This is a genomic window from Streptomyces sp. NPDC006385, assembly GCF_040612485.1.
Classification (GTDB): domain Bacteria; phylum Actinomycetota; class Actinomycetes; order Streptomycetales; family Streptomycetaceae; genus Streptomyces.
Genome location: NZ_JBEXQG010000079.1, coordinates 14,648 through 37,044, shown reverse-complemented (window position 1 = coordinate 37,044; position 22,397 = coordinate 14,648). Strand labels below are relative to the sequence as shown.

Below are 22,397 nucleotides of genomic sequence, written 5' to 3'. Positions count from 1 at the left end.
GGTGACAAGGTCAGCGTCCTGCAGAGCTCCAGCTGCAAGTCGCACGACCTGAACCTCGACGTCCTGGGCCAGGTCGGCATCCTCAACGGCCTGCTGGGCAACGGGCTCAACGGCGAGGGCAACGCCGGTGGGCAGGACACCCACCTCGGCTCGTCCATGGGCTGCAACAACAGCGCGTTCTGAGCGCCTGACAGTCGCACAGACGACTGACAACGGGAAAAAGGTCCCGGCATCGAGCCCCAAGCCCGGTGCCGGGACCCCCTTTTGCGCCGACTCATTGCCGGCCCGCTATTTCCCGGCCATCGGCCAAGACGGTGAGACCTATTCGTAATTCGGCGTGCCGCCGATTACCCCCCAATATTTCCTATTAGCCTCCGTAATCGTACGAAGTCGATCTGGCACAGATCGCACCCACTTCACTCCACCGGAGATGAACATGCACAAGCTCCGCAAGGCCGCCGTGGTGGTCGCCGCTCTCGGCAGCGTCGGACTCCTGAGCGCCGGTGTCGCTCAGGCCGACCAGGGTGGCTACGGCTCGCACGGCCGGGGCAAGAGCGGCACGACGTTCAGCATCCAGCAGAGCACCACCTGTAAGTCGCACGACGCCAACGCCTCCATCCTCGGCCAGGTCGGCATCGCCAACGGCCTGGGTGGCAACCTGCTGAACGGCGAGGGCAGCCCGGGCGCGCAGGAGACGTCGCTGGGCTCGACCATGGGCTGCAACAACAGCGCCCTCAAGTAAGCCAGAGCCACAGCCTTCCCCCGGTGCCCCGGCCTCAGGCCGGGGCACCGGACTTTGCCGGCCGACTTCCGGCCGGCTTCCGGCCCTCTGAGAAACCGAAAATGCCGGACCGGGATCGATCCCGGTCCGGCATTTTCCCGCTCGCGCTCAGAACTTGAACTTGGGCAGCTTGTAACCCTTGGGCAGCTTCGCCTTGTTCGAGCAGTCCACAACCGGTCCGGATTCCGTGGAACCGCCGTTCAGCAGGCTCCCCTCGGGAAACGTGAAGCGCGGCCGCTCGATCGTCTGGCAGTCGTGCTTCTGCTTGACGACATATCCGCGGCGCTTGTCCTTGTGGATCGACTCGCTCTTCTTGATGCAGACGATGTCGCCCTGGGCGGAGATCGTGCAGGCGCCCTTGTGGTCGTCGGCGTGCGCCTGCGCGGCACCGCCGTAGATCACGGCGAGAGCCCCGAGGAGGCCGGAGACGGTTGCGATCTTCTGTCGACCGATCATGTGCTGCGTCCTTTGCGATCGAGGCCCGGACGCCGCGCCGTCGACCGGCGCCCGCACGAGCCTTGGAGAACACTGACGCAGCCCGGACGCGCACCCTGATGGGTCTGCCGCGCGTCCGGGCTGCCGTTGCTAAGGGTCCGAGGGATGTCGATGCGCCTGCCGTGAGATGTACGCCCTTATGGGGCCGGCCGTGGCGCGGAGTACGGAGTCACCCGCTCCGCGGCCGTCACGACGACGACCGCAGTGCCCTGAAACTCGCGCATCGAGTCCTCGGCGCTTTTATTACTGGGCGGTGTAAGGAGCGGTGTACTCGCCGTAGCCGTACTCGGGCGCCGCGGCCTTGGGGGCGGCGGCGGCCTCGGGCGCGGCCTGCGGAGCGGCCTGCGGAGCGGCCTGCGGAGCGGCCTGGGGAGCCTGCTGCGGGGCGGCGTGCGCCTTGTCGTCGTGCGGGACGCCCCACGTGCCCACGGCGTTGGCCGTCGAGGTGGCGACCGCGGTCACGTTCTGACCGTCGAAGTCCTCCTCGTGGGCGAAGGCGGCGCCGGCGCCGACACCGAAGGCGGACAGCCCCGCGACCGCTGCGGCTACGACTGCAACGCGCTGAAACCTGCGCATAGTTTGACCCTTTCTTCCCGGGCACGAAGCCCTGGCTGACTACTTAATGTGAGCATATACACGCAATCCGTAGCAATTTGGGATCTTTGCCCTTCTCTGTGTCGTGTCGGCCCATGCCAAGGAACCCTTTGCCTGTCTCGCCATGGACCTGAAGGGGAATGAGGGAGCCGGTGCCGCGGCCTCTCGGGCCGCCCTTCTCCCTTGAGGGAAACGACGGTTGCCCGAGGGCGGGTAACGGGCAGCCCGAGGCAGTCACCCGTTCGCCGACCCCGATGGGTTCGGACGCCGTGGGCGCACAAAGCAGCGGATGGCCGGACCAGTCGACCTGGTCCGGCCATCCGCTGCTCGAGAGTCGAGGAAGGCGTGGGAAGTTACGCCCTGGGGCTGCCCAGCAGACGCGCCAGAGCACTGACGTTGTCGTCGCCCGTCTCGGCGGCCGGCGCCTGGGGCGTCACGTCGGTGCAGGTGATGTGGGGGCCGATCCGCGTCTGCCCGTTGGACAGCAGGCCGGGAGCGGGCAGGGTCAAGGGCTGCGTCGGCTGGCAGGTCACCGACCGGCGCAGGGCGGGCGCCTCACCCTCGGCGGGGATCTCACCCACGAGCCGCTGGGTGCACACGATGTTGCCCAGGCCGTCTTGCGCGCAGGCACCCGGGTTCGCGGCGGCGTGAGCCTGGGCGCCGCCGATACAGGTCAGGGCCAGGCCACCGAGAAGCCCCGTGACGGCCGCGATCTTCTTTCCGTTGAACATGTGTTGCGTCTCCTTTGTGAGGGGTGCCCGGGCGCCCTGCGCCGCGAACCGCCGCGCCGGGCCCCGGGGAGTCGGAGATACGGGCCCCGGCACCCCGCCCACGGACGGGAGGTTCGGGACCGTTTCGCTTACGAAGTGAAGGACTGACCTGCCGAGGGGTGCTGTCGCCGCAGCCCGCGCCTCAGCCGAGGGGCTTCGTGGTTCAGATCGTGCGCGCCGGGCCGAGATGCCCGTAACCGCTCATCGCCGCACCGGAGTTCAGAGCGTCGCGAACGCGCCCCGACCTGAGCGGCGGCCTCACGCTCCGGGCATCCGCACGCGAACGGGCCCCTTCGGGGAGTGACCCCGAAGGGGCCCGCGGAAGGCGTCGCGCACGACTACGCCGCCGACGTCAGCCAGTGAAGGCGTTGTTGAACTGACCGCAGGTGGTGTCGAAGGTCTCGGAGAGACCGAGCACGGCGATCGGGAGGTCACCCTCGGCCACCGTCTGCGGGCTGCACTCCTGGTAGGGGCGGTACAGGTCGGTCTTGCTCGGCCCGTTCTCGTACGCGACACCGGTGCCCGCACCGATGGCGGACAGGCTGCCTGCCGCCGCAGCGACGATCATGACCTGGTGGAGCTTGCGCATGGAACCCTCGGTTTTCATGACAAATACATTGAGGCTGATTGCCTACTGTGACTGAACGAACACTAGCAGTAGCGACCCGATTCCACGCCGGACCATGTCCCGTGTCCAAGGGGGGAGATGGGGTGCGAGAGGGCATGGGAAAAAACGTGCGGGGCGGTGTCCTCGACATCCGCCCCGCTCCGGGAGAGCCCCCTGTCGGATTCGAACCGACGACCTGCTGTTTACAAGACAGCCGCTCTGGACCAGCTGAGCTAAGGAGGCCAGCACGCGCCGACAGGCGCGCGCCCGTGCAGTGTACCCAGGTTCCGAGCGGGCCCTGTCGAAAATTTCCGCGAAGTTCACATGCCTCCAGGTACTGACAGACCAGGCGAACGCCAGGTACCGTCCAGAGCCAGTCCGCACATGTGGACTAAACCAACCACCTTCCTACAACGGACCGTCCGGCACGTTCCTGCCGGTAGAAGGGGGCCCATTCACCATGGCCACTGTCTCGTTCGACAAGGCGACCCGGATCTACCCGGGCACCGAGAAGCCCGCCGTCGACGCGCTCGACATCCACATCGAGGACGGGGAGTTCCTCGTCCTGGTCGGCCCGTCCGGCTGCGGCAAGTCCACCTCGCTCCGCATGCTGGCGGGGCTCGAGGACGTCAACGGCGGCGCCATCCGCATCGGTGACCGCGACGTCACGCACCTGCCGCCGAAGGACCGGGACATCGCCATGGTGTTCCAGAACTACGCGCTGTACCCGCACATGACCGTCGCCGACAACATGGGCTTCGCGCTCAAGATCGCCGGCGTCAACAAGGCGGAGATCCGCAAGAAGGTCGAGGAGGCCGCGAAGATCCTCGACCTCACCGAGTACCTGGACCGCAAGCCGAAGGCGCTCTCCGGTGGTCAGCGTCAGCGTGTCGCCATGGGTCGCGCCATCGTGCGTGAGCCGCAGGTCTTCCTCATGGACGAGCCGCTGTCCAACCTGGACGCCAAGCTCCGTGTGTCGACCCGTACGCAGATCGCGTCGCTCCAGCGCCGTCTCGGCATCACCACCGTCTACGTCACCCACGACCAGGTCGAGGCCATGACGATGGGTGATCGCGTGGCGGTCCTCAAGGACGGTCTGCTCCAGCAGGTCGACACCCCGCGCAACATGTACGACCGCCCGGCCAACCTCTTCGTCGCCGGCTTCATCGGCTCCCCGGCCATGAACCTGGTCGAGGTCCCGATCACCGACGGCGGTGTGAAGTTCGGCAACTCGGTCGTGCCGGTGGACCGCGACGCGCTCGCCGCCGCCACCGACAAGACGGTCACCGTGGGTGTCCGGCCGGAGCACTTCGACGTGGCCGGCTCCGACTCGGACCAGGGCCTGGCGGTCACCGTGAACGTCGTCGAGGAGCTGGGCGCCGACGCGTACGTCTACGGCACCGCCAAGGTCGGCGAGGACTCCAAGGACCTCGTCGTCCGCGTCAGCGGCCGTGACGTCCCGGAGAAGGGCAGCACGCTGCACGTCGTCCCGCGTTCGGGTGAGACCCACGTGTTCTCCACGTCCACGGGCGAGCGGCTCTCCGACTGAGGGAGCGCCGGAAGGCAAGAACAGGAAGTACAACCCCGGGTAATTCACCCAGGTTGACGAAGAGGGCCCCGCAGACCGCTGCGGGGCCCTCTTCGTTGTCGACAAATACCCCGGCATACCGGTTCATTTCGAGTGCTGTGCGTCAACACTCCGCCGGGGATGGGCGTCAGTTCATCCCCCGAAACGGTGACCAAATGTCGCCATATCAGTACTGAACGCTACCCTCACTCGCGTGAAGCACTCCACCACGCAACAGACACGACGCGGCCAGCGGGGCCCCGCCCGCCAGCTCGGCCGCACACTCGCCCTCGTCCTGCCCGTCGTCCTGGTGCTCTCCGGGACGCTCGCGGTCACCCGGGTCAACTGGTCGGGGAGCCCCTCGGACTCGGTACTCACCGCGACCGACGTCTCGGCCGCGGGCAACAAGAACGCCGCCCGGCGCGCCCCGCAGGACGTGCTGCGCGACAAGCTGCTGACCGAGCTGCAGGAGAAGAACCCGGGAGTCGCCCTGACCCACCTCCAGCAGGCAGTCGACGACCGCCCGTCCCTGGCCCGGCACTGCGCCTCGATCGCCCGCGCCCTCGGGCGTGCCGCGGTGCGGATGTACGGTCCGACGCGCGCCCAGTCGTACTCCCGCCCCGTCTGCGACACCGCCTTCGCGTCGGGCGTGGCGGCTGCGCACAGCTGACCGCTCCCCTTTTTCGGGCGGAAACCGCTGATATCGGCTGATAACAGCCGGTTGTGGAGGGCAACGGCTGATTAAGGAACGGTTGCCGGCGAATGCCGCGAGCGGGACGCCGCGTACAGTTCCGTCATGACTGATCCGAACGCCGCGTCCCGTCCCGTCCAAGCCGTCGTCCTGGCCGGTGGCCAGGGATCCCGGCTGCGTCCCTACACCGACGACCGGCCCAAGCCGATGGTCGAGATCCCCGGCACGGGGACGCCGATCATCGGCCACCAGCTCGCGTGGCTCGCCGAGGAGGGCGTGACGGACGTGGTGGTCAGCTGTGGCCACCTCGCCGACGTCCTGCAGGAATGGCTGAAGACGGCCGACCTGCCCGTGCGGGTCACGACCGTCGTCGAGACGGAGCCGCTCGGCCGTGGCGGCGGCCTGAAGTACGCGGCCGCGCACCTGCCGCACCCCGATCAGCCGTGGTACGCCACCAACGGCGACATCTGGACGCGCTTCTCGCTGCGCGACATGGCGGACTTCCACACCGAGCGCGACGCCGTCGCGACGCTTGCCCTCGCGCGGCCCCGTATCCCGTGGGGCGCGGTCAAGACCGACGGCTTCGGGCACATCACGGACTTCATCGAGGCCCCGCCGTCGACCTTCGAGATCAACGCGGGCGTCTACGTCTTCTCCCCCGCCTTCTCCGCCCTGCTCCCCGAGCGCGGCGACCACGAGCGCACGACGTTCCCCCACCTGGCCCGAGAGCGTCGGCTGGCCGGCTTCCCGATCCCGCAGGGGGCGTACTGGCGCGCCATCGACACGGCGAAGGACCTCACGGAGGCCGCGAGGGAACTGGCGGCGCTGGGCCGCTGAGACGGCCCGTGTCCCAGCCGCGGGCCCCCCGCAGACGCCTACGGCTGCGTTCCCGGCCGACACCGACGCGGCCCTGATGCGAGCCCACGACGAGGGCCCTGGACGTCGATTCGTCCAGGGCCCTCGTCGTCGTCGCGCTCGGCGTTGTCTCGGTTGTCAGCGGCCGGGCCGGGCTCCGAGGAGCCCGGCCACTGGCCCGTTCACCCCAACAGGCCGCCTACCAGGCCCGTGTCGCCGGAGGTGGAGCCCCCGGTGTCGGAGCCGCCGGAGGACGGGCCCCCGGACGTGGGACCGGTGCTGGTGCTGGGGGCCTCGTCGGCCGGGGTCGACTGCTGGGGCGGGGCCTGTCCCCCCGTGCCCTGCGTCTGGCTGGGCGTACCGGCACCGGCGTTGCCCGTGTCGCTGCTGGCGCCCGGCGTGGTCGCGGCGCCGGACGGGGTGGCCGCGCCCGACGTGGCGCCCTGGGTGGGCGAGTTGGAGGCCGACGGCGTCCTCTCGTGCCGTCGGTCGGGCTCCTGCGGGAGCGGGGAGCCGGGCAGTTCGTTGCGGGGAGCCTCACCGGGGCCGGGGACGACCACGCGGTCGGCGTCGCGCACGGCACCGCCGAGCAGGGAGCCGATCAGGAGGGTGAGGCCGGTGACGACCACCGTGATCAGGGCGCCGCGGCGCAGCACGTACTGGCGCAGTTCCCAGATGTCGGAGCGGGGGCCGAGGCGCCGCCAGGCCATGCCGGCGAGGCGGCCGTCGACGGAGTAGACGGGGGCGCCGGCGATGATCAGCGGGGACCACGCGGCGAGGTAGATGATGTCGGGGGCGTCGTAGACCGGGACGCTCTTCCAGCTGACGGTGAGCAGGAGCGCGGCGGACAGCAGCGCGCCGACGACCGCGGCGACCCGCTGCCAGCAGCCCAGGACCGTGAGGACGCCCACGATGACCTGGAAGAAGGCGATGACGAGTCCGGAGCCGACGGGGTGCTCCAGGGCGAACTGGCGCAGCGGCTCGGCGACTTCCCAGGGGTGCAGGGTGTTGAGCCACTTCACCATCGAGCCGCGCTTGCCGCCGTCGAAGTAGACGGGGTCGCAGAGCTTGCCCATGCCGGCGTAGATGGAGATGAAGCCGAGGAAGACGCGCAGGGGAAGGAGGACGACGCCGAGGTTCATGCGGCGGCCGGGGTAGTACGCGTGCCGGGCGGGGTCGTCGCCGTGCCGCTTGAGCTGCGCACCGGGCTCCTCCGGACCGTGGGCGTCGTCCCCGAACTCCTCGTCGTCGTAGCCGACTTCCTCGTAGGCGCTCTGCACCGTGCGCATGTGAGGGAGCAGCCGGGTCTCGACCGATTCGTGGGTGCGCTGTGCGCCGACGATCGGTGTCTCGACGGTCTGCGTCAACTCGTCGTCGTAGCGCCCGTCGTAGCCGCCGACCTCGACGCGCGGGATGACCTGGGTGCCCCCGCCGCCGGGGACCGGTTCTTCGCCGTGGCGGACGCTGCCGTCCCGTACGGCCTGGAGCAGGCGGTGGGCGCCGGTGTCGTCGGGCGCGGACGTGCCGTTCCAGACGGAGACCCGGCGGCGGGCGCCGGCGGCAGCGCCCGCTCTGCCGGCCGCGTTGACTACGGGGATGCGGGCGGTGTCCTCGGTGGCGCTCAGGTGCCGTGCGATGCGCGGGGATTCGGCTCGCCCGGTCGACGCGCCCAACAACACGCGGAAGCTCGCGTGATTGACGATGATCTGCGCCGGATCGCTCGGCACCTTCACCATGCTCAGCGCGGGAGCGTCGTCGTATCCCGACGAGCGGTCCCCCGTGGGTGTGCGGGGTGTTCTGGTGTCCACACTCAACTAACCGAGTGACGTGACGTTAGGACACTGCCTTGACCGGCCGGATCTGTCCGGACTCCGTCAAAGATGCGCAGGTCGCACCACTGCCACCAGAATTACCCCGTACGGGTGAAGCGGCGGACGCGTGTTCAGCCGCGTCGGCGGGCCGCCTCGTACAGCACGATTCCCGCCGCCACACCGGCGTTGAGCGACTCCGCGCCGCCCGGCATCGGGATGCGGACGCGGAAGTCGCACGTCTCGCCGACGAGCCGGGACAGGCCCTTGCCCTCGCTGCCCACGACGATGACGACCGGGCCCGCCAGGGCCTCCAGGTCACCGAGTTCGGCCTCGCCGTCGGCGGCGAGACCGACGACCACGATGCCCGCCTTCTTGTACGACTCCAGGGCGCGGGTGAGGTTCGTGGCGCGGGCGACGGGGGTGCGGGCCGCCGTACCGGCGGACGTCTTCCAGGCGCCGGCGGTCATGCCGGCGGCACGGCGCTCGGGGACGACGACGCCGTGGCCGCCGAAAGCGGAGGCCGAGCGGACGACGGCGCCCAGGTTGCGCGGGTCGGTCACGCCGTCGAGGGCGACGATGAGCGGGTCCTCGCCCGCGTCGGCGGCGGCGTTCGCGAGGTCCTCGGGGTGGGCGTACTCGTAGGGCGGCACCTGCAGGACCAGGCCCTGGTGGTTGAGGCCGTTGGTCATGCGGTCCAGCTCGGGGCGCGGGGCCTCCATGAGGTTGATGCCGCCGCGCTCGGCGGCGAGCTGGAGTGCCTCGCGGACGCGCTCGTCGTTGTCGATGAACTGCTGGACGTAGAGGGTGGAGGCGGGGACGCCCCCGCGCAGCGCCTCGACGACCGGGTTGCGGCCGACGACCAGTTCGGACGGCGACTTGCCGCCGCGGCCACGCGGCGCGGGACGACGTACGGCCTGCTTGGCCTTGGCGGTGGCGATGCGGTTCTTCTTGTGCCCCTTGCGCATCTCGGCGGGCGGGGTCGGGCCCTTGCCTTCCAGGCCCTTGCGCCGCTGGCCGCCACTGCCGACCTGCGCGCCCTTCTTGCCGGACATGCGGCGGTTGTTCGCGGCCATGACCTACCTGTCTGTCGTGAGGGTTCGTACGTACGTCTATGCAGTGTGCCGCCCGGAGGGCCGGGCGGCACAATCGATCTTCCCGACGGGAGCCCGGTCAGCGCGGGCCGAGGCTCCAGCGGGGGCCCTGAGGGCTGTCCTCGATGACGAGGCCCGACTGGCCCAGCTGGTCGCGGATGGCGTCCGCGGTGGCCCAGTCCTTGCGGGAGCGGGCCGCCTCGCGCTGGTCGAGGACCATGCGGACCAGGGTGTCGACCACGCCGTGGAGGTCCTCGCCGCGGTCGGTCTCGCCCGCCCAGTGCGCATCGAGCGGGTCCAGGCCCAGGACGCCGAGCATGGCCCGCAGCTCGGCGAAGCGGGCGACGGCGGCTTCCTTGTCGTCGGCCGCCAGCGCGCTGTTGCCCTGCCGGACGGTGGTGTGCACGACGGCGAGCGCCTGCGGGACGCCCAGGTCGTCGTCCATCGCCTCGGCGAAGGCGAGCGGCACCTCGGCGGACGGCTCGACGACGCCCGCCTTCTCCACCACGCGCTGCACGAAGCCCTCGATGCGCGCGAACGCCGACTCGGCCTCGCGCAGGGCGTCCTCGCTGTACTCGATGGTGGAGCGGTAGTGCGGGGTGCCCAGGTAGTAGCGCAGGACGATGGGGCGCCACTGCTTGACCATCTCGGAGACGAGGACGCTGTTGCCGAGCGACTTGGACATCTTCTCGCCGCTCATGGTGACCCAGGCGTTGTGCACCCAGTACCGGGCGAACTCGTCGCCGTACGCCTTGGCCTGGGCGATCTCGTTCTCGTGGTGCGGGAAGACCAGGTCGAGTCCGCCGCCGTGGATGTCGAAGGCGGAGCCGAGGTACTTGTGCGCCATCGCCGAGCACTCCAGGTGCCAGCCCGGGCGGCCCCGGCCCCACGGCGTCTCCCAGTCGGGCTCGCCGGGCTTGGCGGCCTTCCACATCGCGAAGTCGCGCGGGTCCCGCTTGCCGGTGATGCCCTCCTCGGCGGGCTGCCGCATCTCGTCGAGGTCCTGCCGGGACAGCTCCAGGTAGGAGGGCCAGGACCGGACGTCGAAGTAGACGCTGCCGTCCGCCTCGTAGGCGTGTCCGCGCTCGATGAGACCGCGCATCATCTCGACCATCTCGGTGACATGGCCGGTGGCACGCGGCTCGTACGTCGGCGGGAGGCAGCCGAGGGCGGTGTAGCCGTCGCTGAAGGCGCGCTCGTTCTCGTAGCCGATCGACCACCAGGGGCGGTTCTGGTCCGCGGACTTGGTGATGATCTTGTCGTCGATGTCCGTGACGTTCCTGATGAACGTCACGTCATAGCCGCGGTACGCGAACCAGCGGCGCATGATGTCGAAGTTGAGCCCGGAGCGGATGTGCCCGATGTGCGGCGCGGCCTGCACGGTGGCGCCACAGAGGTAGATCGAGACGCAGCCCGGCTGGAGCGGGGTGAAGTCACGGATCTGCCGGGCGCTGGTGTCGTACAGGCGAATAGTCACGGCACCTAGGGTAGTGGGCCTCTGGGGATGCGTGGAGCAGTGCCCTGTTTGTCGGGGCCCGCGCCCATGGGTTGGTCCGCTCCCCTCAGTCGCTACGCACGACCAGCGCCGTGGCCACCGCCATCAAGCCCTCGTCCCGGCCCGGGAAGCCCAAGCCGTCCGTCGTCGCGCCGGAGACCGACACCGGTGCTCCCGCCGCCTCCGACAGGATCTTCTGGGCCTCGTCGCGGCGCTTGCCGATCTTGGGGCGGGGACCGACGACCTGGACCGCGATGTTGCCGATGCGGAAGCCCGCCTCGCGTACGATCCGGGCCGCCTCGGTGAGGAGTACGACGCCGGAGGCGCCCGACCATTCGGGCCGCCCCGTGCCGAAGTGCTGTCCGAGGTCGCCGAGGCCGGCCGCCGAGAACAGCGCGTTGCAGGCGGCGTGCGCGACGACGTCCGCGTCGGAGTGCCCGGCGAGTCCCGGGCCCTCTCCCTCCCACTTCAGGCCGGCGCACCACAACTCGCGGCCCTCCTCGAAGGCGTGGATGTCGGTGCCGATGCCCACCTGGGGCAGGGCCACCGGGCCACCCGGCGGTAGCCGGAAGTCAGATGCCTCAGAAGCCATCGTTCAGCCTCCGGCGTGCCAGGACCGCCTCCGCCAGCACGAGGTCCAGCGGGCGTGTGACCTTGAACGCCTCCTCGTGGCCGGGTACGACCACGACCGTCAGCCCGAGCCGCTCGACCATGCTCGCGTCGTCGGTGACGTCGCCGGTCACCGTCGTGTGCGCCCGGATCAGCGTGTCCCGGTCGAAGCCCTGCGGAGTCTGTACGGCACGGAGGCGGGCGCGCGGCGGGGTGGCCACCACCGGTTCGGGCTCGCCCGCGGCCGCGGCCGGTTCGACCTCCTTGACCGTGTCCGCGAGCGGCAGCGCGGGCACCACGGCCGGCGCTCCGTCCCGTACCGCCTCGATGACCGCGTCCACCGTGTCGACCGGGACCAGGGGGCGTGCCGCGTCGTGCACCAGCACGATGTCGTAGTCCGGCGGCAGCGCGTCCAGGCCGAGCTTCACGGACTCCTGGCGGGACTCCCCGCCGGGGACGACCCGGAAGTCGGTGCGCTCGGGGAGGGCGTGCGCGTCGAGCAGTGACCTGACCTCGGCGGCACCGTCGGGCGGGGCCACGACGACCACGAGGGAGACGGCCCGGGAGGCCGCCATCGCGCGCACGGCGTGGATGAGCATGGGCGTCCCGTTCAGCGCGCGGAGCGCTTTGGGGGCGCCCGGACCGAGGCGTACGCCCCGGCCGGCGGCCGGGATCACGACGGCCGTACGGGTCCCGGAGGAGGCCGCACTACGGCCTTCCGAGGGCGAAGGACGCGAAACGTCAGACATCGGTTCCTGTCAGGTTTGTGCGCTCGGCCTACGTGGGTATGGCCCTGGGGGTACCCCCTGCTCCTGGAGCTCGGGGGAGTGCCGGGTGGGACGTCTCGACCGGACCCTTCCGTGACAGCGGTCGAGCAGCTGCCCGGCCCGGCACGCCAAGTATCGGGGTACACCCCCCGACGCAGGACGTACAGCGCCTGTGAGCGAACATGCCGCAGCGCCCGGCGACAGTGGTTATGTCATCGGGCACCGCGGCACTTTTTTAAAGACATTCAGCACTGTGCTGAACCGAGGCGGATGGACCGCGTCAGGACGCGAGGACCTCGTCGAGCAGGGCCTCGGCCTTGTCCTCGTTCGTGTTCTCCGCGAGGGCGAGCTCGCTCACCAGGATCTGGCGGGCCTTGGCGAGCATGCGCTTCTCACCGGCGGAGAGTCCACGCTCGCGCTCACGACGCCACAGGTCACGCACGACTTCCGCGACCTTGATGACATCGCCGGAGGCGAGCTTCTCCAGATTTGCCTTGTAACGACGCGACCAGTTCGTGGGCTCCTCGGCGTACGGCGCGCGCAGCACCTCGAAGACCCGGTCCAGCCCGTCCTGACCGACCACATCACGCACGCCGACGAACTCCGCATTGTCCGCTGGCACACGTACCGTCAGGTCACCCTGGGCGACCTTCAGCACCAAGTAGGTCTTGTCCACGCCTTTGATCTGGCGAGTTTCGATGGCCTCGATCAGCGCGGCCCCGTGATGGGGATAGACCACGGTGTCGCCAACCTTGAACGTCATGTGACAGGTACCCCTTCCGTGGCTATCCAGGGTAACACGGATACGGCGTCTTCTGAATGGCGTTTTCGCAGGTCAGGGCATATCTCGGGGCTTGACAAGTCCGACAGGAACGTGCTTCGCCGCCCGAGCGGAAGAATGTATTCGCAGGTCGGAGGCGCTCTGCGGGCGAGGAGAAACGCGTACGTTACACACATCCGGACGCACCTCCAAGCGGCCGAACGTCCACATATGTCCGGTTCCAAGTGTGCGACTTCCGCTACTCCGTTCGGCGTGCGGAGTCGGGTGCCGGACGATTCCGGAATTGATCAAGACCGGCTCGACAGCCCACTCGGTGATCAATTCCGCGAGGTCGCGTATTCCCTTCATGGAAATTTCGCGTGTGTGCTCGCGAGGGGCTTATGTGAATGACGGACGAGGGCGGCGGGCAATGTGACCGGCGGCTCACCAGGGGGTGACGGGACGGATGACGGAAGAGGTACGAAGAGGTGCTTCCTCGGCACTTCGGCCGCTCAGGGGAGGGTCGGGTGCGGTCGCGCGGGGACGGCTCGGTAACCTAAGGCCGCTGACAGACACTTAGGGCGGCTTTATGCAGCCCGCCCCGTTCGAGTCAAGGAGTTGCCGCCGCCGTGAGCAGCAGCCTTCGACGCGGCGCCCTCGCCGCCGCCGTCATCGCGTTCTCGATCACCTCGCTCGCCGCGTGCGGCGCCGGCAACAACAGCCAGACGCTGCAGATCAAGCCGGACAACGCGGCCACCACCGTCGGCGACATCAAGATCCAGAACGCCGTCGTCATCACCCAGCCCGACCTGGAGTCGACCGGCCCGGCCGCGATCTCCGCGACCCTGTTCAACTCCGGCCGCACCGCCCAGACGCTGGAAGCGATCAAGGTGGAGGGCACCGACAAGACCGCCGAGCTCAAGCCCGCCAAGGGCGGCAGCATGACCATCCCGGCCGGCGGCTCACTGATCCTCGGCGGCAAGGACAACGCCTCCGCCGTGCTGCCCAGCAGCCGCGAGGCCATCCAGGACGGCAACGCCCAGAAGATCACCTTCACCTTCAGCAAGACCGGTGACGTGAGCCTGCGGGCCTTCGTCGTCCCGGCCGAGCACTACTTCGAGGGGTGGGGCCCGAGCGCGGTCCCGGCGGCGCCTGGCGGCGAGGCCTCCCCGAGCGGCTCGCCGGCCGGTGGCACCCAGCCTGGCGGCGAGGCCACCCCGGGCGCGACGGCCGGGGAGACGGCCGGGGCCGGGCACGAGGCGGGCACGAGCGCCGGTGCCGATGCCGGTGCGGGTGCCGGTGCGGCGTCCCCGTCCGACAGCGCCTCGCAGACGACGGCCGGTCACTGAGCGGGCGTAGAAGAGAAGCAGAAAAGCAGAGAAGTAGAAGAGAAGAAGGGCGGGACCCCCCGAGAGGGAGGCCCCGCCCTTCTGTCGTCCTCGGTGTGGCGACCGAGTTCCCGCCGCGGTCTACGGCTCGAACTTGTAACCCAGCCCGCGCACCGTCACCAGGTACCGCGGCGCGCCCGGGTCCGGCTCGATCTTGGCGCGCAGGCGCTTGACGTGGACGTCGAGGGTCTTGGTGTCCCCGACGTAGTCGGCGCCCCAGACGCGGTCGATGAGCTGCATACGGGTCAGGACGCGGCCGGCGTTGCGCAGGAGCATCTCCAGCAGGTCGAACTCCTTGAGCGGGAGGTCGACCTTGGAGCCGGAGACCGTGACCACGTGGCGGTCGACGTCCATGCGGACCGGGCCCGCCTCCAGGGCGGCCGGCGTCACCTCCTCCGGCTCACCGCGGCGACGCAGGACGGCCCGGATACGGGCGACCAGCTCACGCGAGGAGAACGGCTTGGTGACGTAGTCGTCGGCTCCTATTTCCAGGCCGACGACCTTGTCGATCTCACTGTCCTTGGCGGTGACCATGATCACCGGGACGTTGGAGCGGCCGCGCAGCTGACGGCACACCTCCGTGCCGGGCAGACCCGGCAGCATCAGGTCGAGCAGGACGAGGTCGGCGCCGTTGCGCTCGAACTCGTCGAGTCCGTCGGGCCCGGTGGTCGCGACGGCGACCTCGAAGCCCTCCTTGCGGAGCATGTACGACAGGGCGTCGGAGAAGGACTCCTCGTCCTCGACGACGAGCACACGGGTCACGGAAGGACCTCCGGGGCGGAAAGCGTTTCGTACGCGGTGGTGTCTGGGGGTGAGTCGGGGGATGTGCGGGGATTCGAGCCGGCGGACTGTCCGGCCTCGTCGTCGAGGTCGGGGTGCTGCTGTGCGCGGTCGCGGGCCGCACCGGCCTCCGGCAGCCGCAGGGTGAAGGTGGAGCCCTGTCCCTCAGAGCTCCACACCGTGACCTCCCCGCCGTGCGAGGCGGCCACGTGCTTGACGATCGCGAGACCGAGGCCGGTGCCACCGGTGGCACGGGAACGGGCCGGGTCGACGCGGTAGAAGCGCTCGAAGATACGCTCCTTGTCCTTGTCCGAGATACCGATGCCCTGGTCGGTCACGGCGATCTCGATGAGGTCTCCGCCCGGGGCGCTGACCCGGCGGGCGGCGATGCCGACACGGGTGCGGGCGGGCGAGTAGTTGACGGCGTTCTCGACGAGGTTGCCGAGCGCGGCGGCGAGCTGGCCGCGGTTGCCCCAGATGCTGAGGTCCTGGGTGCCTCCGGCGGCCATGGTGATCTGCTTGGTCCCGGCGGCGTGCCGGCAGCGGTCCATGGCCTCGGCGACGAGCTCGTCGACGCGGACGGGCTCGGCGTCCTCCAGCGGGTCGTCGTTCTGCACCCGGGAGAGGTCGATGAGTTCCTGCACCAGGCTGGTGAGCCGGGTCGCCTCGATCTGCATCCGCCCGGCGAACCGCTCCACGGCTTCCGGATCGTCGGACGCGTCCATGACGGCCTCGGAGAGCAGGGAGAGCGCGCCGACCGGCGTCTTCAGCTCATGGCTCACGTTGGCGACGAAGTCGCGCCGCACCGCCTCTATGCGCCGGGCCTCGGTGAGGTCCTCGACGAGGAGGAGGACGAGGCGGGAGCCGAGGGGCGCGACGCGCGCGGACACGGCGAGGGCATCGCCGCGTCCGGTACCGCGCCGGGGCAGGTCCAGCTCGACCTGCCGTATCTCCCCGTCCCGTCTGGTGTCCCGGGCCATCTGGAGCATGGGCTCGACGGAGAGCTTGCCGCCGCGCACCAGGCCGAGGGCGTACGCCGCCGAGCTGGCCTTGACGACCGCGTCCCCTTCGTCGAGGACGACGGCGGAGGAGCGCAGCACCGACAGGACCGTGTCCACGCCGGGCGGCAGGACCGGGTCGGTGTGCAGGGAGGTTCGGGTGGGTCGCTTCAGGTCGCGTTCGCTCCAGCGGAACGCCAGCATGGCGATGACGCCGGTGAGTACCCCGGCGATCGCTGCCGCTGCGGCGACCGCCGCGTTCACGTCCATGCTTCCAGGTTAGGCATGGGGCAGGCGGTGGCCACAGCCGTCGGAGTGCGACCTCGAACACTCGTCGCCCAGAGTTCACCTTGGAGCCAGTATTGGTTCATTTGGGGTGGCGGAAACGGACGCGTAGGGGCCGGATCGTGGGAGCGTCGGGTTCGCCCTGGCGGTTTAGCGTGGAGATCACACTGATGGTTTCACGACAGTCCGACTGGCGTTTTCGCGACAGTCTTACTGTCGGAGTCATGACGGTAAGACGGTAAGACTGTCGGTTTGACCGTTTGACGGCTTGGCTGGTTTGACGACAAGACTGACGGGCCAGGCCCACAGGGTCGGGTCGGTTCAGCCTGGACGGGTCGGCCGGGACGGCGGGTCGATCGGGACGGCGGGTCGGCCGGGACGGCTGGACCGGGCTGAGTCGGCAGGACCGGCGGAGTGGACTGACAGATCGGGTGGCGGAGCGGACTGGCGGAGCGGACCGGACGGTTCGACGACAGTCTCCGGCCCCCGGAACCCCCGAGGCAGACGTAAGAGAGGGACCCCTGATGCGGGACGCGTACCACGAGGAACTGGACTCGATCGGCGACAGCCTGGTGGAGATGGCCCGGCTGGTCGGGTCGGCGATCGGGCGCGCCACGACGGCGATCCTCGACTCCGACCTGAAGCTGGCCGAGAGCGTGATCGAGGCCGACCAGAAGGTCGACGATCTTCAGCACGACCTGGAGGCACGGGCCATAGCGCTGCTCGCCCGCCAACAGCCGGTGGCGACGGACCTCCGTATCGTCGTGACCTCGCTGCGGATGTCGGCGGACCTGGAGCGCTCCGGCGACCTCGCCCAGCACGTGGCCAAGCTCACGAGGCTGCGCTACCCCGAGCGGGCGATCCCGCAGGACCTGCACGCGACCATCCTGGAGATGGGCCAGCTCGCGCAGCGCCTGATGGCGAAGGCGGCCGAGGTGATCGTCACCAAGGACGTCGACCTCGCGCTCCAGCTGGAGCAGGACGACGACGCGATGGACCTGCTCCACCGCACGCTCTTCCAGCACCTGATGGACGAGCGCTGGAAGCACGGCATCGAGACGGCCGTGGACGTGACGCTGCTCGGCCGCTACTACGAGCGGTACGCCGACCACGCCGTGGCCGTGGCCAAGCGGGTGGTGTACCTGGTGACGGGTGAGCACGCTGATGAGCTCCAGGCCGACATCCAGCCGGAGATCCAGCCGGTTTCCGGGGCGGAAGGGGCGTAAGCCTTCTGAGCCTTCTGAGCCTTCGGGGCTGCCGGCTGGGCTCGTGGCGGGCTTGCGGGTGCCTGTTCGGGGCGTGCGCAAGCCTCTGTGCGCCGTTGATGCGCCCAGCGGGGCGGGCATGCAATGGGCACAGGCACCAGCCTTGAGGAGGGACCATGGCCGAATCCCCCAACAGCGCCGGCACGACACCGGACCCCACGCAGTATCGCCCGACCGACCAGCCCACCGACGTCAGGAGCCTCCCGCTCGTCGGCGCCTGCGGCTGCGGCTCGGGCTGCGGGTGCGGGTGCCAGTCGGGGAATCCCTGCCAGTGCGGGTGAGGATGCAGGAGGCAGCGGCGGACGTACGGCGGCGTACGACGCCGTAGATCTGTCACGACGGTGAAGGGCCCCGGTGCGATGGACGCAACACCGGGGCCCTTCACCGTGCTCGCCTCGCTCGCCGTGCCGTCCGGGCGCAGCATGGAAGGAGAGCAGAAGAGAGCAGGTGAGCGCACCCCGGGTTGTGGAAGGAGGTGCGGACACATGGCTCAGTTCATGGACGTCCACCACGGGATGAAGGGCATCACGGCCGAACAGCTGCGCGAAGCGCACAACGCGGACCTCGCCATCGAGGAGGACGAGCGCGTGCACTTCCAGCGGGCCTGGGCCGACCCCGAGTCCGGCGTCGTCTACTGCCTCTCCGAGGCACCCTCGGCCGAAGCGGTCCAGCGCATCCACGAGCGCGCCGGGCACAAGGCCGACGAGGTCCATCCGGTTCCGCTGACGGTCTGAGGGCGCGAGAAGCACCCTCCCGGAACCCGGCAAGGGGCCGGACGGGACGGGCGAGAAACGGGGGACGTAACGGGAAGGAGGTGCGGAGCCCGTGACACGGTTCATGGACGTCCACCACGGAATGCAGGGCATCACGGCCGAACAACTGCAACAGGGCCACGACGCCACCGCCGCCGTCGAGCAGGAAGAAGGAGTTCACTTCGAACACGCCTGGGCGGACCCGGACTCCGGCACGGTCTACTGCCTCAGCGAGGGCCCCTCACCCGAGGCGGTCAAGCGCGCCCACGAACGCGGGGGCGGTGCGGCGCCGGACGAGATCCATGCGGTGCCGCTGGTGGTGTGAGGTACGGCGCCGCGACAGCACGGTTCTTCGGTCCTCCTTCCCCTGTCCGCCGAGGTGGCGGACAGGGGAAGGTCGCGTTGACGACGTTTGCTCACCGGCTCCGGCAGACGATCACGACGCTTCCTTTGGGCTCGGCGTAGTAATCGGCGAAGTCGTTCTTCGCGTCGTCCGACGGTGTGGGCGTCGGCGCCGAGCACGCGGAGGGCGAGTCCGACGACGACTTCGGCCGCGGGCCCGAGGTCGGCTCGATCCCGTCGTTGATCGACTCCGTGAACGACCAGCTACCGGCGACCAGCACAGCCCAAGCACCGATCAGCCACGCTTTCGTACGCCCACGCATCGCGCCCCCTACCCGAAGTGCCCACGACAGGCGGCCAGTTTGCCAGCCGTGAGTCAGGGGTGGTGTCGGCGCCTGCTCCTGTCCGGTGGGCCAGGGCCTGTTGCGATGACTACCGGGACGCCATTGCGCCACGCACGGTTTGGTGACCCGGTGCTCTCCTGAGCGCCGTAGGGGCCGGTGCGGGCCCACTCTTCGAACGGGGCTGTTGCGCTGCCGCCGCGCGGGCCCCGCCTCCGTCGTGTTGACACGGGTACTACGTGCTCGTCCCCAACCTCTCCTACCGGCACGGCCCGGCGCCGGTGGTCGACCTTCCCGAGCACATCGGAGAAGAGATCCGGCCCGCGGTCGTCGGCCGGCTGATGCCCTTGGTCGAGGCCCACACCCCCGAACGCGTCCAGCGCGACGCCGACGCCTACCTCGGGTTCCTCACCACTCAGCCCGAGGTCAGCGCCGGACCGGCCGCCGTGCTCGGCTACTGCATCGGCGGCGCCTTGGCGGTGCGCACCGCGGCGACCCACCCCGACCAGGTGGCCGCCGTCGCCGGATTCCACCCCGGCTTCCTGGTCACCGACGCCCCGACAGCCCGCACCGCCTCGTCCCCGAGATCACGGCCGAAGTCCACCTCAGCCTCTCCGAGAACGACATGTCACCCGAGTCCATGGCCGAGCTCGACCGGGGGCTGGACGCCGCGGGTGTCCGCTACACCTGCGAGGTCTATGCCGGCACCGTCCACGGCTACACCATGGCCGACACCGACGCCTTCAACCCTTCGGCGCTGCAACGCCATGGGGACCACCTGCTCGGTCTCCTCCACCGCACCCTGGGCAAGAGCTGAGGATCCCGGTCGGAGCCCCTCGCAATTCGGGCGACGGCAGGCGCCAGTCGGCGTTAGCGTGCGGAGGTGATCGACAACGAGGGTGCACGTCTGGGGGCGGAAGCCGCGCGTCGCCTGGCACAGACCGGGCTCTATGAGTTCGAGCCGGGGCTGTCGGACGCCGAGTTCGCGCGCATCGAGCGCGAGTACGGCTTCACGTTCGCGGACGACCACCGCGCGTTCCTCGCGGCCGGCCTTCCCGTGAACGTTCCGCCCGAGGAGGGACAGACCTGGTCCGAGCCTTGGCCCGAATGGCGCGGCGGGGATCCGGAGGCGCTGCGTGATCGACTCGACTGGCCCGTCGAGGGTGTACTCCTGAGCGTTGAGCACAACGGCTTCTGGTACGAGAGCTGGGGTGAGCGTCCGGCCGACGAGGCGGCGGCACTGGCGGTGGCCCGGCGTCATCTCGCGGAAGCGCCCGCGCTGGTGCCCGTGTACGCCCATCGGTATCTCCCGGCCGGCCGGGGAACCCACGGGCATCCGGTGCTCTCGATGTGGCAGACCGACGTCATCTTCTATGGGCTGGACCTGGTCGACTACATGCACCAGGAGTTCGACGAGGCACGCGGCGACGTGGACGACAGCTGGAACCCGCGAGCAAGGGTCCCCTTTTGGCGGGACCTTCTCTGACCGCGCTGTCCGGCCCGTCCGAGAGGTCGGCGGAGCGACGACGGCCCCGGCTGCGGCAACAAGCCCCCTACCCGCGGGAAAGTCGCAGGTAGGGGGCTTATGCGTGCGCGGTTATGCAACAACCTTCCTGGGCGTCACATCAACAACAACACAGCGGCGTCGGCCGATACTTGCTCGCCATTCGTCCGCGAGGACCTGGTCCAAGGCTTCGACGGCCAACGGCCAACGGCCAACGGTCTAAGGTCGCGGGCAGGACAGGAAGATGAGGGCTTCGCGCTCCGGCATGACGGCGTCGTCCAGATCGTTGGCGAAGTCTGCGGCCATGTCGTTGTCGAACGGATGAACATCCGTGCACTGGCCGCTGACAGCGAAGCACATCAGTTTGGGAAGCTGCGGCATCCTGGAGCCGGATGAGGCGCTGAGCCGGCCGAACGCCCGAGCCGTAGCCATTGCTAGTCGAGTTCTGGTTCGGGCATGGGATCTCTTTGGCCGGGCTGGTGGGGGACCCCATGCGCCGGAGGGAGCCCGACTGGGTGGCCACTGCGTTTCGGTCCGGGACTGTCAGGTATCCCGTCGACCATGGTGATCAGCGCCGTCAGCGGGTTGAGGATCTCCGCGGGATCGTAGATGACCGCGGTCTGCAGGTTCATCAACGCCGTTTCAAGATCTCGGTCCCCCACTCGGTTGGCGACCTCGATCAGGCGGTCCAGATGGTCCCTGATCAGTGCGTTGTCTTCAGGAGGCGCAAGCTTGGCCTCCCCCGACCTGAGCCCGTTGACGATGCGGATCAGCTCACGGAGTTCACGCCCGTCTCCGGCGGGCCTCTCCCCGGTCGCTCCGCCTGGCCATGTCACGTACCGGATGAGCCAAAGGGACGTCGTGGAGAGCCATGCGCGGGCCTGACGCCGAGCGGCTTTCATCTGCTCGGTGAGCCCTCCGAAACCTCCACTGGTGACCTCGACGACCGCTGTGGACGCGGCGGCCAGACCGCCCATGGTGAGTGAGCTCGGGAGTTCGTTGTTGAAGCCCACGTCGAACAGGAGAGTGGAGGCCAGACCAGCACCGGCCGACCGCGCCATCACCATGAGCCGTCGGTGGATGGCTGCCTCCTGCGTCCAGGAGCGATCCTGATGGATTTCCGCCGCCATGTTCTCTCGGAGCCGGTTCAGCGCATCAGGAAGGTCATGGCTCAAAAGCAGCCCTGAGGTCTTCGCCACGACCCTGGCGGCGAACAAGCGGGCGCGATCATCTCCTGACGGAAATCTCGCGTAGGTCAGCGCCGCGTCGCCCTCATCGGTGCTCGCTGCGGCCTCTGCCCAATCGCGTAGCCGCTCGTAGTAGGTGTACCTGTCCGGGCCTTCGTGACGGGGGTAGCGGATGCCGTGGGTGATCTTCTCCCGGAACCTGCGTGCCCACTTGTTCAGAAAACCGCCCTGCACCTCCATGGGGACCGCGATCGTGTCGAGGATCTCGCACAGACGCAGCGCTGCCTCGTTGACACGGGGTGGCGTCGGCTGGTCCGTGTCGTCCTGAAACAGCAGGGCGCTCACCACGGCTTGATACCGCAGGTACTGGAACCAGCGGCGCTGCCTGAAGATTCGCCAGAGTAACCAGCCGGTACGGGCCGTACTTGAGCCTGCCCGGCTGATGGTGGTGATGTCAGTCACAACAGAAGGTTAGTGGTGAACTGGCGGCGGAAGGTGGCTTATTGCTCCTCTTCCGACTGACTGTCCGGTTTCTTCGCACTGGTCACTGCTCACCGGTCACTGCTCACTGGTCACCGGTCACTGGTCACCGGTCACTGGTCACTGGTCGCTGGGATCGGGGCGGGGTTCGGCTGCGTCGGCTTGGGGCCTGGATGACCGGG

General features: G+C 69.4%; 24 protein-coding genes, 1 tRNA gene and 2 pseudogenes. 11 read left to right on the top strand and 16 right to left on the bottom strand.

What is annotated here, in order from left to right; translation table 11 throughout:
• Positions 1–183: pseudogene (locus ABZ078_RS37580) on the top strand (hypothetical protein); the annotation flags it as partial.
• A gap of 253 nt (positions 184–436) precedes the next feature.
• The gene (locus ABZ078_RS37575; RefSeq protein ID WP_356582980.1) at positions 437–742 is read left to right on the top strand and encodes a hypothetical protein; all 306 of its coding nucleotides are present in this window, start codon (positions 437–439) and stop codon (positions 740–742) included.
• Between the two features lie 147 nt (positions 743–889).
• Here the strand turns inward: ABZ078_RS37575 and ABZ078_RS37570 are convergent, their stop codons facing one another.
• The 5 genes from ABZ078_RS37570 to ABZ078_RS37550 all read right to left on the bottom strand — a co-directional run bounded on the left by ABZ078_RS37570 (position 890) and on the right by ABZ078_RS37550 (position 3,490).
• Positions 890–1,237, bottom strand: coding sequence for a hypothetical protein (locus ABZ078_RS37570; RefSeq protein ID WP_356582978.1), 348 nt, complete (start codon positions 1,235–1,237; stop codon positions 890–892).
• A gap of 282 nt (positions 1,238–1,519) precedes the next feature.
• A complete protein-coding gene (locus ABZ078_RS37565) occupies positions 1,520–1,852 on the bottom strand; it encodes a hypothetical protein (RefSeq protein WP_356582976.1) in 333 nt (110 codons plus the stop codon).
• A 371-nt stretch (positions 1,853–2,223) separates the two neighbouring features.
• Entirely contained in the window at positions 2,224–2,601 is a 378-nt protein-coding gene (locus ABZ078_RS37560) for a hypothetical protein (protein WP_356582974.1), read from the bottom strand.
• A gap of 391 nt (positions 2,602–2,992) precedes the next feature.
• On the bottom strand, positions 2,993–3,229 hold the full coding sequence (locus ABZ078_RS37555) for a hypothetical protein (RefSeq protein WP_356582984.1): 237 nt from the start codon (positions 3,227–3,229) through the stop codon (positions 2,993–2,995).
• 186 nt (positions 3,230–3,415) lie between these two features.
• Positions 3,416–3,490, bottom strand: a tRNA-Thr gene (locus ABZ078_RS37550).
• A gap of 217 nt (positions 3,491–3,707) precedes the next feature.
• On the opposite strand from ABZ078_RS37550, the gene ugpC reads away from it, so the two are divergent.
• From ugpC to ABZ078_RS37535, 3 genes are all read left to right on the top strand, one after another.
• On the top strand, positions 3,708–4,796 hold the full coding sequence (ugpC, locus tag ABZ078_RS37545; protein ID WP_356582972.1) for a sn-glycerol-3-phosphate ABC transporter ATP-binding protein UgpC: 1,089 nt from the start codon (positions 3,708–3,710) through the stop codon (positions 4,794–4,796).
• A 232-nt stretch (positions 4,797–5,028) separates the two neighbouring features.
• Entirely contained in the window at positions 5,029–5,484 is a 456-nt protein-coding gene (locus ABZ078_RS37540) for a hypothetical protein (protein ID WP_356582970.1), read from the top strand.
• Positions 5,485–5,610: 126 nt separating this feature from the next.
• A complete protein-coding gene (locus ABZ078_RS37535) occupies positions 5,611–6,342 on the top strand; it encodes a nucleotidyltransferase family protein (RefSeq protein ID WP_356582968.1) in 732 nt (243 codons plus the stop codon).
• A 200-nt stretch (positions 6,343–6,542) separates the two neighbouring features.
• On the opposite strand, the gene ABZ078_RS37530 is transcribed toward ABZ078_RS37535, so the two are convergent.
• The 6 genes from ABZ078_RS37530 to ABZ078_RS37505 form a co-directional block, all read right to left on the bottom strand.
• Positions 6,543–8,168, bottom strand: coding sequence for a DoxX family membrane protein (locus tag ABZ078_RS37530; protein WP_356582982.1), 1,626 nt, complete (start codon positions 8,166–8,168; stop codon positions 6,543–6,545).
• A 134-nt stretch (positions 8,169–8,302) separates the two neighbouring features.
• Positions 8,303–9,244 (bottom strand): 23S rRNA (guanosine(2251)-2'-O)-methyltransferase RlmB, encoded by a 942-nt coding sequence (gene rlmB, locus ABZ078_RS37525; protein WP_356582966.1) that lies wholly within the window; start codon positions 9,242–9,244, stop codon positions 8,303–8,305.
• A gap of 97 nt (positions 9,245–9,341) precedes the next feature.
• The gene (cysS, locus tag ABZ078_RS37520) at positions 9,342–10,739 is read right to left on the bottom strand and encodes a cysteine--tRNA ligase (RefSeq protein ID WP_356582964.1); all 1,398 of its coding nucleotides are present in this window, start codon (positions 10,737–10,739) and stop codon (positions 9,342–9,344) included.
• An 85-nt stretch (positions 10,740–10,824) separates the two neighbouring features.
• Complete coding sequence (gene ispF / locus ABZ078_RS37515; protein ID WP_356582962.1) at positions 10,825–11,349, bottom strand: 2-C-methyl-D-erythritol 2,4-cyclodiphosphate synthase; 525 nt, start codon at positions 11,347–11,349, stop codon at positions 10,825–10,827.
• The gene (ispD, locus tag ABZ078_RS37510; protein WP_356582960.1) at positions 11,339–12,115 is read right to left on the bottom strand and encodes a 2-C-methyl-D-erythritol 4-phosphate cytidylyltransferase; all 777 of its coding nucleotides are present in this window, start codon (positions 12,113–12,115) and stop codon (positions 11,339–11,341) included. The genes ispF and ispD overlap by 11 nt, the downstream gene beginning before the upstream one ends.
• Positions 12,116–12,413: 298 nt before the next feature.
• Complete coding sequence (locus tag ABZ078_RS37505) at positions 12,414–12,896, bottom strand: CarD family transcriptional regulator (protein ID WP_003953493.1); 483 nt, start codon at positions 12,894–12,896, stop codon at positions 12,414–12,416.
• A 626-nt stretch (positions 12,897–13,522) separates the two neighbouring features.
• Between ABZ078_RS37505 and ABZ078_RS37500 the strand changes: the two genes are divergently transcribed.
• Positions 13,523–14,242, top strand: coding sequence for a DUF461 domain-containing protein (locus ABZ078_RS37500; RefSeq protein WP_356582958.1), 720 nt, complete (start codon positions 13,523–13,525; stop codon positions 14,240–14,242).
• 120 nt (positions 14,243–14,362) lie between these two features.
• Here ABZ078_RS37500 and ABZ078_RS37495 read toward each other — a convergent pair whose 3' ends face one another.
• Both ABZ078_RS37495 and ABZ078_RS37490 read right to left on the bottom strand, forming a co-directional pair.
• On the bottom strand, positions 14,363–15,043 hold the full coding sequence (locus ABZ078_RS37495) for a response regulator transcription factor (RefSeq protein WP_015659563.1): 681 nt from the start codon (positions 15,041–15,043) through the stop codon (positions 14,363–14,365).
• Positions 15,040–16,329, bottom strand: coding sequence for an ATP-binding protein (locus ABZ078_RS37490; RefSeq protein ID WP_356582956.1), 1,290 nt, complete (start codon positions 16,327–16,329; stop codon positions 15,040–15,042). Before ABZ078_RS37490 ends, ABZ078_RS37495 begins: the two co-directional genes overlap by 4 nt.
• A 539-nt stretch (positions 16,330–16,868) precedes the next feature.
• Here ABZ078_RS37490 and phoU point away from each other — a divergent pair.
• The 3 genes from phoU to ABZ078_RS37475 all read left to right on the top strand — a co-directional run bounded on the left by phoU (position 16,869) and on the right by ABZ078_RS37475 (position 18,686).
• The gene (phoU, locus tag ABZ078_RS37485) at positions 16,869–17,570 is read left to right on the top strand and encodes a phosphate signaling complex protein PhoU (RefSeq protein WP_356582954.1); all 702 of its coding nucleotides are present in this window, start codon (positions 16,869–16,871) and stop codon (positions 17,568–17,570) included.
• Positions 17,571–18,094: 524 nt separating this feature from the next.
• On the top strand, positions 18,095–18,343 hold the full coding sequence (locus ABZ078_RS37480) for an SCO4226 family nickel-binding protein (RefSeq protein ID WP_356582952.1): 249 nt from the start codon (positions 18,095–18,097) through the stop codon (positions 18,341–18,343).
• Between the two features lie 91 nt (positions 18,344–18,434).
• Positions 18,435–18,686, top strand: a complete 252-nt coding sequence (locus ABZ078_RS37475; protein ID WP_356582950.1) for an SCO4226 family nickel-binding protein — start codon at positions 18,435–18,437, stop codon at positions 18,684–18,686.
• Between the two features lie 91 nt (positions 18,687–18,777).
• On the opposite strand, the gene ABZ078_RS37470 is transcribed toward ABZ078_RS37475, so the two are convergent.
• A complete protein-coding gene (locus tag ABZ078_RS37470; protein WP_356582948.1) occupies positions 18,778–19,026 on the bottom strand; it encodes a hypothetical protein in 249 nt (82 codons plus the stop codon).
• A 245-nt stretch (positions 19,027–19,271) separates the two neighbouring features.
• Here ABZ078_RS37470 and ABZ078_RS37465 point away from each other — a divergent pair.
• Positions 19,272–19,861 (top strand): annotated as a pseudogene (locus ABZ078_RS37465) (dienelactone hydrolase family protein); the annotation flags it as partial.
• A gap of 66 nt (positions 19,862–19,927) precedes the next feature.
• On the top strand, positions 19,928–20,530 hold the full coding sequence (locus ABZ078_RS37460; protein WP_356582946.1) for a hypothetical protein: 603 nt from the start codon (positions 19,928–19,930) through the stop codon (positions 20,528–20,530).
• Positions 20,531–20,767: 237 nt separating this feature from the next.
• Here the strand turns inward: ABZ078_RS37460 and ABZ078_RS37455 are convergent, their stop codons facing one another.
• The gene (locus ABZ078_RS37455; RefSeq protein ID WP_356582944.1) at positions 20,768–20,929 is read right to left on the bottom strand and encodes a DUF4259 domain-containing protein; all 162 of its coding nucleotides are present in this window, start codon (positions 20,927–20,929) and stop codon (positions 20,768–20,770) included.
• Positions 20,930–20,982: 53 nt separating this feature from the next.
• A complete protein-coding gene (locus tag ABZ078_RS37450) occupies positions 20,983–22,197 on the bottom strand; it encodes a hypothetical protein (protein WP_356582942.1) in 1,215 nt (404 codons plus the stop codon).
• Positions 22,198–22,397: the final 200 nt, after the last annotated feature.